The sequence below is a fragment of the Streptomyces sp. SID14515 genome, assembly GCF_010548505.1.
Taxonomy (GTDB): domain Bacteria; phylum Actinomycetota; class Actinomycetes; order Streptomycetales; family Streptomycetaceae; genus Streptomyces; species Streptomyces caviscabies.
Window position 1 is genome coordinate 43119 of sequence record NZ_JAAGMH010000108.1, and the last position, 14056, is coordinate 57174.

A 14056-nucleotide genomic window follows, 5' to 3' on the forward strand; every position below is an offset into this window, starting at 1 on the left:
GCGTACGCCCTTGATCTCAAGCGGATTCGTCGTCGCCGCCCGGGGCGCCGGAGCCCTCGGCCGTCCTGCGGACCAGCGCTTCCACCCCGTCCAGCAGGCGTTCCATGCCGAAGGTGAACTCGTAGTCCACCTCGTCCGGCTCGCTCATCACCCCGGTCTCCAACTGCCGGGTGATCCCGGGGTGCCGCTCGGGGTCGACGAGTCGCTTGAGGGTGCGTTCGTAGGAGGCCATCAGCTCCTCGGGCGTGATCCCGCGTGTGGCGACGGCGGCCGCCAGGTCGCTCACCATCAGCGCCTCGCTGCGGACGAAGTTGGAGATCAGCAGGATCACCGAGGTCTTGTCGCCCTCGGCCAGACCGCTGTCCTCCAGCGCCTGGAGCCCCTGTTCCCACCACGCGATCGAGTTCGGCGTCGCGGGCGGGCCGCCGATGGGGATCCGGAGCGCCCAGAGGTTCGCGCGGTAGCGGTCGCGCTGCGCGGACGCCCATTCGGCGAGCGCGGCCCGCCAGCCCGCACCGGTCTCCAGGGCGGTCAGGGGCTCCGGCGGGCCGACGGCCGCCTCCTGCATCAGGACGTACAGCTCGTCCTTGGCGGAGACGTACCGGTACAGGGACATCGTGGACGCCCCGAGCTCCTGCGCGACCCGGCCCATCGACACGGCCCCGAGCCCGTCGGCCGCCGCGACGCCCACCGCCGCGGCCACGATCCGCTCCAGGCTCAGGCCGGGCTTCGGGCCCTTCGCCGGGCGGTCCCGCAACCCCCAGGCCGCCTCCAGGCTGGCCGGCAGGTCGCCGCCGTCCGAGCTGCTCTTCTCCGTCACCGCATCCCCTTCGCCCGGCGTCCCGTCCACGCCGCCGCCGCGCCCCGCGCCCCGTACGCCTTGACCCCATCCTAGGGATGCGTAATGCTTACGCAATAACGCGTATGCCATACGCAGAAGGGGGTCCCGACATGACCGACCCGAACGGCCCGAACGGCCCGAACGGCCCGAACGCACCGACCGGAATCAACGCCACCGCCGAGAGCACAGGCACCGACACCGACGACGCCCGCACCATCGAGGCGTATGGCCTCACCAAGTCCTACGGAAAGCCCGCCACCCGGGTCCTCGACGGCATCGACCTCCAGGTCGGGCGCGGCACCGTCTTCGCCCTGCTCGGGCCGAACGGGGCCGGCAAGACCACCACCGTGCGGATCCTCGCCACGCTCACCGAGGCCGACTCCGGCACCGCCCGCGTCGCGGGGTACGACGTCGTCGCCGACCGGAGCGCGGTGCGCCGCTCCATCAGCCTCACCGGCCAGTTCGCCGCCGTGGACGAGACCCAGACCGGCGAGGAGAACCTGCGGATGATGGCCCGGCTCACCGGGCTGTCCCGGGCCGCCGCCCGGCGCCGGGCGGCGGAGCTGCTGGAGCGCTTCGACCTCACCGCGGCCGCCCGCCGCCCCGTCGTTGCGTACTCCGGAGGCATGCGCCGCCGCCTCGACCTGGCCGCCGGGCTCGTGGGCTCACCGGAGCCCGGGGTGTTCTTCCTGGACGAGCCGACCACCGGCCTCGATCCGCGCAGCCGCCAGGAGCTCTGGGAGGTCGTCCGGGAGCTGGCCGCGCGCGGCGCGACCGTCCTGCTCACCACCCAGTACCTGGAGGAGGCCGACCGCCTCGCCGACCGGATCGCCCTGCTGAACCAGGGCCGGATCGCCGCCGAGGGCACCGCCGCCGACCTCAAGTCCCGCGTCGGCGGACACCGCCTCGACCTGGTCCTCACCAGCCGCGAGGCCTACCTCCACCTGGCCGCCCGGGCCGTCCACCACTCCCCCGAGACCCTGACGCTCGGCCTCCCCACCGACGGCTCGGCGGCCCAGGTGCGCGCCCTGCTCGACGAAATCGACCCGACCGGCAGCGAGATCGAACGCTTCGGCCTGCACAGCGCGACCCTCGACGACGTCTTCCTGGCCCTGACCTCGAACACGCCCACGGACCCGAACACATCCACGCCTGCGAACACGTCCACGCCTGCGAACACGTCCACGCCTGCGAACACGTCCACGCCCTCGAACGCGCCCACGACCCCGGAGGCATCCACCCATGTCTGACACCGCCACCGCCGTGCAGCGAAGAAGCCCCGCCCGGCGCCCCGAGGGAGCCGTACGGGACCCCGGCCACGGACCCGGCCCGCTCACCCACACCGCCGTCATGGCCGCCCGCGCCCTGCGCATCAGCAGCCGCAACACCGACGCGCTGATCACGTCCCTGGCCCTGCCGATCATGCTGATGCTGATCTTCGTCTACTTCTTCGGCGGCGCGATCGACACCGGCACGGACTACGACTCGTACGTCATGTACGTCGTCCCGGGCGTCCTGCTCCTGTCCGCCGGGTTCGGCGCCGCGACCACCGCGAGCGCCGTCAGCGAGGACATGAAGGGCGGCATCATCGACCGCTTCCGCTCCCTGGACGTGGGCGGTACGCCGGTGCTCGCCGGGCATGTGGCGGCCAGCACCGTCCGCAATCTCTGCGCCACCGCCCTGGTCTTCGGCGTCGCGCTGCTGATCGGCTTCCGCCCGGCCGCCACCTGGAGCGGCTGGCTCCTGGTGGCCGTCGTGCTGGTGGCCTACATCGTGGCCCTGTCCTGGATCTCGGCGGCGATCGGCCTGCTGGCCCGGACCCCGGAGGCGGCGAGCGGCTTCACGTTCTTCATGTCGTTCCTGCCCTACCCGAGCAGCGCGTTCGTCCCGACCGAGAACATGCCGGACTGGCTGCACGGCTTCGCCGACCACCAGCCGATCACCCCGGCCATCGAGTCCCTGCGCGGGCTGCTGCTCGGCCAGGACGTGGGCAACACCCCCTGGATCGCGCTCGCCTGGGCCGCCGGCATGCTCGCGGTGGCGATCAGCGCGTCCGGGACACTGTTCCGGCGGCGGACGCGCTGACCCGGACCCACCGGTCGGCCGGACTCAGAACACATCCGGGCACCACGGCCGCCGGCCCGCACGGAACACCGCGTCCGCCGTCGTCGCCGCACCCGCCCGCAGCTCCTCGGCCCGGCCCAGGTCCACCAGCCGCCGCACGGACTCGTCGCCCAGATACAGCGTGGACAACTCCCCCACCCCCAGGGCCAGATCGGCGCTCCGGGTGGTCGGGGCGCAGCGCGCGCCGGAGGGCGAGGCGTCCAGCAGGAAGCGGCCGTCGGCCAGCCCCGCCTCGTCCCGGACCTCCAGGACCAGCGACGCCTCGGTGCCGTAGGTCCGGGCCTCCAGGGCGCGCGGCACGTCCAGCATCCGCAGCCACAGCCAGTCCGTGTCGGTGACGATCCGGGCCGCGCGCGGGTCAGGGAGCAGCAGCGGGAGCAGGTCGTCGGGGGCGCGGTAGCCCGAGCGGACCGTGGCGATCCAGTCGATCGAGCAGAGGTAGTGCCACAGGGCCCGCTCGGCCGCCGGGTTCACCGCGATCAGGTCCCGTACGGAGGCGGTGTTCTGCGGCTGGTTGGCGTCGCCCCACTTGTCGTCCACGCCGTACACCAGCAGGCCGTCGACCGTGCCGTCGGCGGCGCGGTGCACCACGTAGAAGGGCTCGACCCACTTGTCGTGGTCCGGGCGGGGCCCGGCCCCCGTGCGCTGCCGCCACCAGCGCTCGCCACGGGTCACGACACCGGGCTGCCGGGCCGCCAGCGCTCCGTGCACCTCGGGGCCGATCTTGCGGACGTCGGCGCCGTCGACCATCTCGACGCGGCCGCCGCCCGCCGGCTGCCCGGAGCGGCGCGGGTCGAGGCGGGCCCGGTGCACGGAGACCTCCCACTCGGCGGCCCGGGCGGCGGGGCCGAAGCCGTACCGCCCGTAGATCGGGTACTCCGCGGCGATCAGCGAGGCGACCGGCTCGCCGCGCTCCTTGGCCGCCGCCAGGTCCGTCGCCATCATCCGGCTGAGCAGTCCGCGCCGGCGGTGCGTGGGCGTCACCGTGACCCCGCTGATCGCGTCGGCCGCCACCGTGGCCCCGCCCACCACGGTCAGCTCCTGGGCGAACGAGCGGAACGTCGCCACGCAGCGCCCGGCCTCGAAAGCGCCCTGGACACGGGAGAGATCGGTGTCGGCGAGCCGGTCCGCGGCATCGTCCTCGCCCGGCCGACCGGGCGTCAGGAAGCCGTTCTGCACCGCCCTCAGCCAGTCGGTGTAGTCGGACGCGGTGACGGTACGGACCTCAAGGCTCATTCCTCCACGCTAGGCACGCGCGCCTCAGAATGTCGCGCGAATTTCGCCGACCTCCGCCGCCCCGCCGAGCAGCGGCGAACGCCCGATCCGGGCGACCACCGGGGCGTGCACGTCCAGCAGTTCCAGGGCCCGGGCCAGCACCGGGCCGAGCGCCCGGGTGGCGCCGTCGTCGATCTTGAAGGCGAGGGCCCGGCCGTCGGCCAGGGCCACCGCCTGGACCGCCTCGGCGCCCATCTTGGAGAGCGTCCCCGGCACCTCGCTCATCAGCCAGGTGTCCGGCCGCCGGGTGCCCGCGACGTACTCCGGGTGGGCGCGCATCGCGTCCGCGACCCGGCGCTCGGCGCTGCCGGGCTCCGCCAGCACGAAGGACCGGAAGGCGCGGGCCAGACCGGTCAGCCCGATCGCCATCAGCGGGGCCCCGCAGCCGTCCGTGCCGACCGCCGCGACGGGCTCGCCCGCCGCCTCGGCGACGACCTGGCCCACAAGCCGCTGGAGCGGGTGGGCGGGGGCGAGGTAGCTCGCGGTGTCCCAGCCGTTGCGGACGCAGACGGCGAGCATGGCCGCGTGCTTGCCGGAGCAGTTCATCGTGATCCGCTCGCGTACGTTCCCGCTCGCGAGGTAGGCCTCCGCCTCCACCGGGTCCAGCGGCAGGTCCGGCGGGGTCTGCAGGTCGGCGGTGCTCAGTCCATGCTCGGCGAGCATCTTCCGTACGAGGTCGAGGTGGAAGGGCTCCCCGGAGTGGCTCGCGGCGGCCAGTGCCAGCCGTTCGCCCGCCAGGTCGAGGCCGGCCCGCAGGATCGCGGCGGCCTGCATCGGCTTGTTGGAGGACCGGGGGAAGACCGGCGCCGTCGGATCGCCGATCGCCCGCTCCACGCTGCCGTCGGCGGCCAGCAGGACCAGCGACCCCCGGTGGTGCCCCTCCGTGAACCCGGAGCGCACGACCTCGGCGAGGACGGGCGGGGCGGGGGCCGGAGCGGAGGATATGGCGGACGGGGCGTCGGTCGACGTCATGGTGGCCTTCCGGGGACGGGGGTGCGGGACCCGCGCCCGGAAGGGTCGCTTCAGGCGAGCAGGTCGTCTACTTGTGCTTCCCCGTCACGGTACCTGCGGGCGATCTCCGCGCTGCAATCGTCGGCGGTGCGCTGGAGCTCGTGACGGCGGCGCGAGACCTGCTGTTCGTAGCGGACGAGCCGCCCCATCGCCGTGTGCAGTTCCTCGTCCGTCCGGGCGTCCAGATCGGACAGCTCGACCTCGGCGAGGGTCTCGGCGGCCAGCCGCCGGAACTCGTCGCCGCGCGGCGTCGTCAGCGTGACGTGCCGGGCGGAGGAGCGGTGCCGGGACGGGGTGTCGGCCAGGATCTCCGAGAGCCGGCTCACCACCGCCGCGTCCTCCACCGGCGCCTCCGGGTCCCGGCGGCGGGCCAGTTCGGCGCGCAGGATGTCGATCCGTCCCTGCACGAGCCGGCGTACGTAACCGATGTCGGCCTCGTCGCGCTGGGCGTCCCGGCGCAGCGTCCGCAGCTCCGGCAGCCGCAGCCCGCCGAAGCCCGCGTCGCCGCCGGACTGCTCGGGCACGGTGGCGGGCCCGGAAGCGGGCCCGGACGCGGGGCCGGAAGCGGGGCCCTGGGCGGGCGGCGGCAAGGGCACGGGGCCCTGCCCTGGCAGACTGCGCTGTACGGGTGACCGCAGGGTGCTGGTGCGGTGACGTGCGCCCGGTACGGCACCGGGAGATTGTCCGGCTCCATATGTACTCATGCTGTTCCGTCCCCTCGACCGGTGCGTCGGCACACCGACATCGTGCATCGTGCCACTCCGCACCGGGCCGATGCAGGTGCTCTGTACCCGTTCAGCCCAAGATAGGTTGGTCTGTATGCGTGCAGTGGTACAGAGAGTGGACGGCGCGAGCGTCTCCGTCGCCGGTGCGGCGGACGACCCCTCGGCCCACGGAATCGTCGGGGAGATCCTCGGCGAGGGCCTGTGTGTGCTGGTCGGGGTCACCCATGACGACACCCCTCAGAAGGCGGCGCAGCTGGCCCGCAAGCTCTGGTCGGTGCGCATTCTGGAGGGCGAGAAGTCCTGTTCCGATGTGAATGCGCCCCTCCTGGTGATTTCTCAGTTCACTCTCTACGGGGACGCCCGCAAGGGCCGCCGGCCCACCTGGAACGCCGCCGCGCCGGGCGAGGTCGCCGAGCCGCTGGTGGACGAGGTGGTGGCGCAGCTGCGGGCGCTGGGGGCGCGGGTGGAGACGGGCCGGTTCGGAGCGGACATGCGCGTCTCGCTCACGAACCACGGCCCGTTCACGGTGATCATCGAGGTGTAGCCGTACGCCGCGCGGCGCGGAGCGGTTACGGCTCGACGACCGTCTCTTGGGCCGCCGCCGTGTCCCCGGCGATCAGCTCCGCGTCCACCGCCACGTTCCGCTTGACCAGGGCCAGGGCGATCGGGCCCAGCTCGTGGTGGCGGGCCGAGGTGGTGATGAAGCCGAGCTGGCGGCCCTCCTGGCCGTCCGCGGCCAGCCGCACCGGCGTCCCGTGTCCGGGCAGGTGCACCTCGCTGCCGTCCAGGTGCAGGAAGACGAGCCGGCGCGGCGGCTTCCCCAGGTTGTGGACGCGGGCCACGGTCTCCTGACCCCGGTAGCAGCCCTTCTGGAGGTGGACGGCGGTGCCGATCCAGCCCAGCTCGTGCGGAATGGTCCGGTGGTCGGTCTCGAAGCCGACGCGCGGCCGGTGCCCCTCGACGCGCAGCGCCTCGTACGCCAGGATCCCGGCGGCGGGCCCGTTGGCGGCGGCGTACGCCTCCAGCTCCGGGCGCGGCAGGAACAGGTCCCGGCCCTGCGGGGTCTCCCGTACGGCCACGGAGTCCGGGACCTCCGCGATGGAGCCGGCCGGGAGGTGGACGACCGCGAGGTCGGCGGTGCGGTCGGCGACCTCGACCCGGTAGAAGAACTTCATCGACTCCAGGTAGGCGATCAGGTCGGCCTGGGTGTCGGGTTCGACGTGCATCCACACCGTCGTCCCGTCGTCGACGAGATACATGGCGTGCTCGATGTGCCCGTTGGCGGTGAGGATGAGCGCCTCGGTGGCCTGGTGCGGGGCGAGGTCGCTGACGTGCTGGGTGAGCAGCAGGTGCAGCCAGGTCAGCCGGTCGTCGCCGGTGACGGTGACGACGCCCCGGTGGGAGAGGTCGACGAAGCCGTTGCCGTCGGCGAGGGCGCGTTGCTCGCGGAACAGGTCGCCGTAGTGCGCGGCGACACCTTCGTCGCGGCCTTCGGCGGGGACGGCGCCGGGCAGGGACAGCAGGGGGCTCTTCATGCGCCCAGCCTACGACTTGACGGAGGCTTCCTCCGCTGCCTTCTCGGCGGCCGTGCACGAGGCACAGCGGCCGAAGATCGCGAAGTGCTTCATATCGGTCTCGAAGCCGAAGTCGGCGCGGAGCCTCTCGGTGAACTCGGCGACGACGGAGAGGTCCGCCTCGATGACGTCCTCGCAGTCCCGGCAGACCAGGTGGATGTGGTGGTGGCGGTCGGCCAGGTGGTACGTCGGGGCGCCGTGCCCCAGATGCGCGTGGCTGACCAGACCGAGCTCCTCCAGGAGCTCCAGGGTCCGGTACACCGTGGAGATGTTCACGCCGGACGCGGTCCTGCGCACCTCGCACAGGATGTCGTCCGGCGTCGCGTGCTCCAGGGCGTCGACCGCCTCCAGGACGAGCTGACGCTGGGGCGTCAGCCGGTAGCCGCGCTGCCGAAGATCGGTCTTCCAGTCGGTGCTCACCACACGCCCAGTCTAGGCGTGCGGTCAAACACCTGCGGTGGCTCTGCTCGCTCTACTTGAAGAACGCGATGCCGTCGTCCGGCATGTCCTCAAGATTCCGGGCCATCTCGGCGACCTCTTCCGGGGTGACGACCTTCTTCAGGTGCGCCGACATGTACGGGCGCAGCTCGACCTCGGGCGTCGCCTTCTCGCCGACCCACATCAGGTCGCTCTTGACGTACCCGTAGAGGCGCTTGCCGCCGCTGTACGGGCCGGAGGCCGCCGTACGGGCCACCGCGTCGGTGACCAGGTCGATCTGCGGCTTCTGGTCGGCCAGCTCGCCGTACCAGATCTCGATGACGCCCTGGTCGCGGGCCATGACGACCTCGACCTTGCGGTCCTTGTCGATGCGCCAGTATCCGGTCTCCGTCTCCAGCGGCCGGACCTGCTTGCCCTCCTCGTCCAGGACCCAGGTGCGGGAGACGTACTCCAGGAAGTCACGGCCGTCGTGGCTGAAGGTGACTTCCTGGCCGAAGTTGCACTTCTCGGCGCCGGGGAAGTCGGACACACCCGCGCCCGCCCAGTTGCCGAGGAGGAAGGCCAGCGGGACGAGGTCCGGGTGGAGGTCGGACGGAATCTCGATCATGAGCGGCTCAGACGATCTGTGAGGGTGCGAGGGGTGGGCGGAAACCGTGGGTCGGCGAGGGTCAGCGCTGGCCCTGGTACAGCTTCTTCACGGTGATCGCGGCGAAGGCGGTGACGCCGACGCAGACCAGGATCAGCAGGGCGGTGAAGAATGCCTCAAGCACAGGGGGCTCCTCGTGACGAGCGGGTGGCGGCGGTGACAGGGCCGGGCCCCCAGCCTAATGGGTGGGGGCCCGGCCTTCTCGTTCAGGTGTCGGCCGCGGGCTCGCGGCACGGGTCTCAGGCGAGCAGCTGATTCTGGAGGATCAGCGTCTGCTGGAAGGGGATGCGGCCCGTCTCCCGCTTCCCGGCGCGCTCGTGCACCACGAGGGCGACCGTGTCGCCCGCCAGGGTGTACGCCTGCCGGACATGCTCGGCCCCGAAGGGCGCCTGCTCGGCGAAGACGTACGAGGAGAGGTTCTCGACGTTGTTGGCCGAGCTCCAGGTGCCGTCGATCTCGGTGGTGTCCGTACGCTCCAGCGGCGTACCGGCCGAAGCGCCCACGTGCAGGTCGTCGAGCAGCCGGCTCGCGAACGCCGTGGAGTTGAACCGCACCAGATAGATCCGGGACGTGGTGCCGTCCGGCATGGTCCAGCCGCGGGCCGCGATGTGGCGCGGCGCGGCGTCCTTCAGGAGCTGGGCCACCGACTTGCGGTCCTGCTGCCGGTAGGCGTCGAGGAACGTCTCCGTGGAGATCCAGCCGCCGGTCAGCTTCTTGTCCGGCACCGCTCCGGCGGGGGCCGGCAGCAGCAGGTCGCGCAGGTCGGCGTGGTGGATCTCGGCGGGGTTGCCGGGCCCGAACGGCCGGGGCTTGCCGGCCGGGAGCGCGGGCAGGGTCAGCTTCGGGTAGTCCCAGCGGCCGTCGCCCTCGGTGGCGAGCCCGGGGACGTCGGTCCGCTCCAGGGAGGCGATCCCGAAGGCCGTACCGGTGCCGAGCACCCCGAACGCCAGCGCGGCGGCCGTCCACCGCGCCACGGCCCGCAGGACCCGCCGGGGCGGCTTCGGCGGCGCGGTGGCGGCCGTACCGGGCGCCTCGGGTGCGGCCTCCGGCGGGAACACGGGCGGGGCCTCGGGCATCGCAGGAACCACTGCTGATACGGGCGCCTCCGCCGCCTCGGGGATGACCGTCGCCTCGGGCGACTCCGCCGCCTCAGGGGTCACCGTCTGCTCACTCATATGTACTCCCCCGGGGACGCGATGTGGTCGAGCTGGTCCTTCACCAGGTCCCTGACGGCGGACGGGCTGAACGGCTTGCTGCCGTTGGCCCCGACGCTCACCGAGACCTCGCCGTCGTAGGCGATGCAGCTGACGCCGTCGAGGGTCGTCTTGTCCCCCTTGGGCAGGCGGTAGCAGGTGACCTTCTTGTGGCCGTCGATCGACGGGCCCTTGCGGAACTCGTCGAAGGAGTCCAGCAGCTTCTTGCGGTCCAGGTACGTCTGGCGCACAGCCCGCTTGTCCCGCATCTTCACGATCTGGACGTTCACGACGAGGTCGTTCGCGTCCGAGGTGTACGAGCGCTGCGCGATGCCCTGGATACGGAGCCGCTCGACCAGCTTGTTCAGCTCACGGCGGTCCTTGCCGGCCAGTCCGCGGCCCATCTCCTTCATCGCGGCGGTGGCCTTCGCGCCGCTCGTCTCGCTGTCGTTGCCGATCTCGCCGATGTCCGGGCCGAGCCGGTAGCCCTTGGGGACCGGCAGCAGAAGCTTGGTCAGCTCGGTGTCGTGGCGGCCCCGGGACGGTTCGCCCACCGGGTCCTTGCCGGTGGGCGCGTGGTCCTCGTCCCAGACGCTCGTGGTGACCGTACGGTCGGCGGTGTCCACGGTGGCGTTGGTGTAGCCGGCCGCGCCGCCGATCGCCGCGAGCACCAGGCCGACCGGCAGCGCGGTCAGCAGCACCCGGCGCACCCGGCGCCCGGGTGCGGGAGCGACGGGGGCGGGGTCGGGCTCCATGGCAGGGGCAGGTTCAGGTGCGAGGTTCGTCTCGTCGTTCACAGCCGCTCCAGCTGTCGCTCGGCCAGCGTCCGGATGTCCTTCTTGCTGATCGGGACGGTGTCGAAGATGTTGATGTCGAGCGTGATGTCACCGCGCACGGCCAGCGCCCTGGCCCGGTAGGACGGGAGGTAGCCCGCCTCCCGCTCGACCGGGAAGAGGAAGTAGCGGCCCTCACGGCTGCCCTTGATCGCGTCGCCCGCGTTGCCCGCGCCGTCCTTGTCCCACGGCATGTACATCATCTGGTCGTCGAAGTGATCCGCCGCGCCGAGCGTGTCGCCGGACCGGAACTGGATCAGCTGAACCGTGGTCTCCCGGTACTTCCCCTGCATCCACGAGACCGAGGCGACCCGGCGCAGTCCCGCCTCGGCCAGCGTCTCGAACATGTACTGCGGGTCGTCGTAGTAGTCCTGCACGTACTGGTCGATCGGCTCCCAGCCGTCTTCGAGACCCAGCCCGTCGGTGAGGGTCTTCTTCGCGCCCTTGGGCCGGTCGACGAGCAGCTTGCGCAGGTCGCCGTCCGTCCTGACCCGCCGGTCCTGGGCCGCGGGCAGCGGGGCCGGGGCCCGGTCGGCGGACAGCGGCTTCGCCGGGTAGCCGACGCCGGGCTGCGACAGGGCGGCCAGCGGCGTCGGCTCCCGCTCCGCCTGGATGCCGTAGCCGGCGGCGACCCCGCCCGAGATCCCGAGCAGCGCCGCCGCCGCGATGATCAGCGTCGTACGGCCGCGCGGCCGGCGTCGTACAGGCGTATCGGCCGGGACGGCCGGGGCCGGCGGCTCGGCCGGCGCGGGCCCATCCGCCTGTACCGGCGGCTCCGTCGGCGGGGCCGGCACGGGTGCGGGCCCTTCCGGCACGGCAGGAATGGTGTCGTTCGGTTCCAAAAGGGTCCCCCCAAGAGACCTGAAGCGCGGGTTCCCTTACCTGCGCGCACAAGTGACCCCCAGGTCAGCAAGGAGGTTGCCTTCCGGACGATTACAGTTCGGCATATGCCGAAGAAGCTTGTGATCAAGGTGACCGCCGGGCCCGAGGCCGCCGAGCGCTGCTCGCAGGCCTTCACCGTGGCGGCCGTGGGCGTCGCCAGCGGTGTCGAGGTCTCGCTCTGGCTGACCGGGGAGTCCTCGTGGTTCGCGCTGCCGGGCCGGGCCGCCGAGTTCGAGCTGCCGCACGCCGCCCCGCTGCCCGACCTGCTGGACTCGATCCTGGCGGGCGGCCGGATCACCCTGTGCACCCAGTGCGCGGCCCGGCGCGACATCACGGAGAAGGACGTACTGGAGGGCGTACGCATCGCGGGGGCGCAGGTCTTCGTGCAGGAGGCCATGGCGGACGACACCCAGGCGCTCGTCTACTGATCCGGCGGGAGTCTCCCCGTGACTCAGTGACGCCTCTTGCCGTCCAGCTCGTCCCACCACTCGTCGGACTTCGGGTCCCCGGAGGGGTCGTCCCACCAACGGTCCTCCGGGCCCCGCCGGTTGGCGACCATCGCGGCGATCGGCGGGATCACCATGGCGACCACGCACATGCCGATGGCGACCGGCATGGACCACAGGCGCACCACCGCCCAGGCGGACACGAAGAGCGCGATGCATCCGCCCATCATGAGGAAGTAGTTCCGCCTGCGTCGGGCGTACATGCTTCCAGCGTAGGACTTCCTCGGGCCGGGGCGCGGGGACGCCGGGAACGGCACGAAGGGCCGCACCCCGCGTCAGGTGGCGTCCAACCCCCTGGGGTGCGGCCCTTCGGCCGTTCTGGGTGCCGTGGAAAACGGCGTGCCGCGGATCCCGGGAAGGATCAGACGGCGATGGCGACCTCGGAGAGACCGCCGGTCTGCGCGACGACCGTGCGGTCGGCGCTGCCGCCCGGAACCAGGGCGCGGAGCGTCCAGGTGCCCTCGGCCGCGTAGAACCGGAACTGTCCGGTCGCCGAGGTCGGGACCTCGGCGGTGAACTCACCGGTCGAGTCCAGCAGCCGGACGTAACCGGTGACGGGCTCGCCGTCGCGGGTCACGCTGCCCTGGATGGTGGTCTCACCGGGCTTGATCGTCGAAGCGTCGGGGCCACCGGCCTGTGCTCCACACATGGTTCTGTCCTTCTGGTCGGGTCGTGCGGGTCGGTCGGGTTACTTGGCGGGGCCCAGCTCGATCGGCACGCCGACGAGGGAGCCGTACTCGGTCCAGGAACCGTCGTAGTTCTTGACGTTCTCCTGGCCGAGCAGCTCGTGGAGCACGAACCAGGTGAGCGCGGAGCGCTCACCGATGCGGCAGTAGGCGATGGTGTCCTTCGCCAGGTCGACCTGCTCGTCCTCGTAGAGGGCCTTGAGCTCGTCGTCCGACTTGAAGGTGCCGTCGTCGTTGGCGTTCTTCGACCACGGGATGTTGCGGGCGCTCGGCACGTGGCCGGGGCGCTGCGACTGCTCCTGCGGGAGGTGCGCCGGGGCGAGCAGCTTGCCGCTGAACTCGTCGGGCGAGCGCACGTCGACCAGGTTCTGGCTGCCGATGGCCTTGACGACGTCGTCGCGGTAGGCGCGGATCGACTCGTCCTGCGGCTTGGCCGTGTACTGGGTGGCCGGGCGCGTGGGAACGACGTCGGTCAGGTCGCGGGAGTCGAGCTCCCACTTCTTGCGGCCGCCGTCGAGGAGCTTGACGTTCTCGTGGCCGTACAGCTTGAAGTACCAGTACGCGTAGGAGGCGAACCAGTTGTTGTTGCCGCCGTAGAGGACGACCAGCGTGTCGTTGCCGATGCCCTTCTCGCTGAGCAGCTTCTCGAAGCCGGCCTGGTCGACGAAGTCACGGCGGACCGGGTCCTGGAGGTCCTTGGTCCAGTCGATCCGGATCGCGTTCTTGATGTGGTTCTTCTCGTACGCCGAGGTGTCCTCGTCCACCTCGACGATGGCGACCTGCGGGTCGTCGATGTGGGCCTCGACCCAGTCGGCGTCTACCAGGACGTCGCTGCGGCTCATGTTGTTCTCCTCCGGGGCAGTCTGCGGCGGGGTGGTGCGAGATGCGGAGTGTGCGAGGTGCGGGTGTACGCGCGGAGGCACGGAACGCGGCGCGTACGGGGCACGGCGTCGGCCCTGACGACGGTCGAAGGGCCGGGGGGAGGCGGGACGGGTGCGAACGCCCCGCTCAGAAGGTGCGACAGAGCATGGCGGCGACGCGGCACAGGTCTACTGCCCGCCGCTTCGTGAGATCCGCCTGTCGCTTCATGGGTCCGATCGTAGGGAGGTACGGACGGAGATGTCACCGTCGTGTCGCATGATGAGACACGATCATCCGTGATGTGAGACGGAGAAGGGGTCGGCGAACCCTCCGCCCCGCGCGGGGCTCCTCCGAGCCTTCCCCGCATCTGCGGACCGGACGCCGGTGTCTCACTATCCGGATCGGCCGGTCGGCCGAGGGCTGCCGGAGGCGTCGAAGACGTCGAAGACGGTCGGCGCGTG

Annotated in this window: 17 protein-coding genes; 4 read left to right on the top strand and 13 right to left on the bottom strand. The window is 71.9% G+C overall.

Features of this window, described 5'->3' with window-relative positions:
- Positions 1–16 precede the first annotated feature (16 nt).
- On the bottom strand, positions 17–820 hold the full coding sequence (locus tag G3I54_RS25035) for a TetR/AcrR family transcriptional regulator C-terminal domain-containing protein (RefSeq protein ID WP_164617275.1): 804 nt from the start codon (positions 818–820) through the stop codon (positions 17–19).
- A 131-nt stretch (positions 821–951) separates the two neighbouring features.
- Between G3I54_RS25035 and G3I54_RS25040 the strand changes: the two genes are divergently transcribed.
- Positions 952–2091 carry an ATP-binding cassette domain-containing protein gene (locus G3I54_RS25040; RefSeq protein ID WP_239144562.1) on the top strand — a complete coding sequence of 380 codons (1140 nt, stop codon included), beginning with the start codon at positions 952–954 and terminating at the stop codon, positions 2089–2091.
- Complete coding sequence (locus G3I54_RS25045; protein WP_164617277.1) at positions 2084–2926, top strand: ABC transporter permease; 843 nt, start codon at positions 2084–2086, stop codon at positions 2924–2926. Before G3I54_RS25040 ends, G3I54_RS25045 begins: the two co-directional genes overlap by 8 nt.
- A gap of 24 nt (positions 2927–2950) precedes the next feature.
- On the opposite strand, the gene G3I54_RS25050 is transcribed toward G3I54_RS25045, so the two are convergent.
- The 3 genes from G3I54_RS25050 to G3I54_RS25060 are packed head-to-tail and all read right to left on the bottom strand — an operon-like array spanning position 2951 to position 5955.
- The gene (locus G3I54_RS25050) at positions 2951–4201 is read right to left on the bottom strand and encodes a GNAT family N-acetyltransferase (RefSeq protein ID WP_164617279.1); all 1251 of its coding nucleotides are present in this window, start codon (positions 4199–4201) and stop codon (positions 2951–2953) included.
- A 24-nt stretch (positions 4202–4225) separates the two neighbouring features.
- On the bottom strand, positions 4226–5212 hold the full coding sequence (locus tag G3I54_RS25055) for an asparaginase (RefSeq protein ID WP_164617281.1): 987 nt from the start codon (positions 5210–5212) through the stop codon (positions 4226–4228).
- 50 nt (positions 5213–5262) lie between these two features.
- Entirely contained in the window at positions 5263–5955 is a 693-nt protein-coding gene (locus tag G3I54_RS25060) for an ABC transporter substrate-binding protein (RefSeq protein WP_203687137.1), read from the bottom strand.
- 115 nt (positions 5956–6070) lie between these two features.
- On the opposite strand from G3I54_RS25060, the gene dtd reads away from it, so the two are divergent.
- A complete protein-coding gene (gene dtd, locus G3I54_RS25065) occupies positions 6071–6520 on the top strand; it encodes a D-aminoacyl-tRNA deacylase (RefSeq protein ID WP_164617283.1) in 450 nt (149 codons plus the stop codon).
- Between the two features lie 25 nt (positions 6521–6545).
- Here the strand turns inward: dtd and G3I54_RS25070 are convergent, their stop codons facing one another.
- The 6 genes from G3I54_RS25070 to G3I54_RS25095 all read right to left on the bottom strand — a co-directional run bounded on the left by G3I54_RS25070 (position 6546) and on the right by G3I54_RS25095 (position 11334).
- Positions 6546–7511 (bottom strand): folate-binding protein YgfZ, encoded by a 966-nt coding sequence (locus G3I54_RS25070; protein ID WP_164617285.1) that lies wholly within the window; start codon positions 7509–7511, stop codon positions 6546–6548.
- A 9-nt stretch (positions 7512–7520) separates the two neighbouring features.
- A complete protein-coding gene (locus G3I54_RS25075; protein ID WP_164617287.1) occupies positions 7521–7973 on the bottom strand; it encodes a transcriptional repressor in 453 nt (150 codons plus the stop codon).
- A 49-nt stretch (positions 7974–8022) separates the two neighbouring features.
- On the bottom strand, positions 8023–8595 hold the full coding sequence (locus G3I54_RS25080) for an FABP family protein (RefSeq protein ID WP_137234855.1): 573 nt from the start codon (positions 8593–8595) through the stop codon (positions 8023–8025).
- Between the two features lie 278 nt (positions 8596–8873).
- Positions 8874–9809, bottom strand: coding sequence for a hypothetical protein (locus tag G3I54_RS25085; RefSeq protein ID WP_164617289.1), 936 nt, complete (start codon positions 9807–9809; stop codon positions 8874–8876).
- Positions 9806–10582 (bottom strand): hypothetical protein, encoded by a 777-nt coding sequence (locus G3I54_RS25090; RefSeq protein WP_164617420.1) that lies wholly within the window; start codon positions 10580–10582, stop codon positions 9806–9808. Before G3I54_RS25090 ends, G3I54_RS25085 begins: the two co-directional genes overlap by 4 nt.
- A gap of 38 nt (positions 10583–10620) precedes the next feature.
- Complete coding sequence (locus G3I54_RS25095; RefSeq protein WP_164617422.1) at positions 10621–11334, bottom strand: hypothetical protein; 714 nt, start codon at positions 11332–11334, stop codon at positions 10621–10623.
- Positions 11335–11607: 273 nt separating this feature from the next.
- Between G3I54_RS25095 and G3I54_RS25100 the strand changes: the two genes are divergently transcribed.
- Positions 11608–11970 (top strand): DsrE family protein, encoded by a 363-nt coding sequence (locus tag G3I54_RS25100; RefSeq protein WP_093807666.1) that lies wholly within the window; start codon positions 11608–11610, stop codon positions 11968–11970.
- Between the two features lie 23 nt (positions 11971–11993).
- Here the strand turns inward: G3I54_RS25100 and G3I54_RS25105 are convergent, their stop codons facing one another.
- From G3I54_RS25105 to G3I54_RS25115, 3 genes are all read right to left on the bottom strand, one after another.
- Positions 11994–12251, bottom strand: coding sequence for a DUF3099 domain-containing protein (locus G3I54_RS25105; protein ID WP_164617291.1), 258 nt, complete (start codon positions 12249–12251; stop codon positions 11994–11996).
- A gap of 158 nt (positions 12252–12409) precedes the next feature.
- Complete coding sequence (locus G3I54_RS25110; RefSeq protein ID WP_003968135.1) at positions 12410–12697, bottom strand: DUF1416 domain-containing protein; 288 nt, start codon at positions 12695–12697, stop codon at positions 12410–12412.
- 39 nt (positions 12698–12736) lie between these two features.
- Positions 12737–13576 carry a sulfurtransferase gene (locus G3I54_RS25115; RefSeq protein ID WP_103510954.1) on the bottom strand — a complete coding sequence of 280 codons (840 nt, stop codon included), beginning with the start codon at positions 13574–13576 and terminating at the stop codon, positions 12737–12739.
- Positions 13577–14056 lie beyond the last annotated feature (480 nt).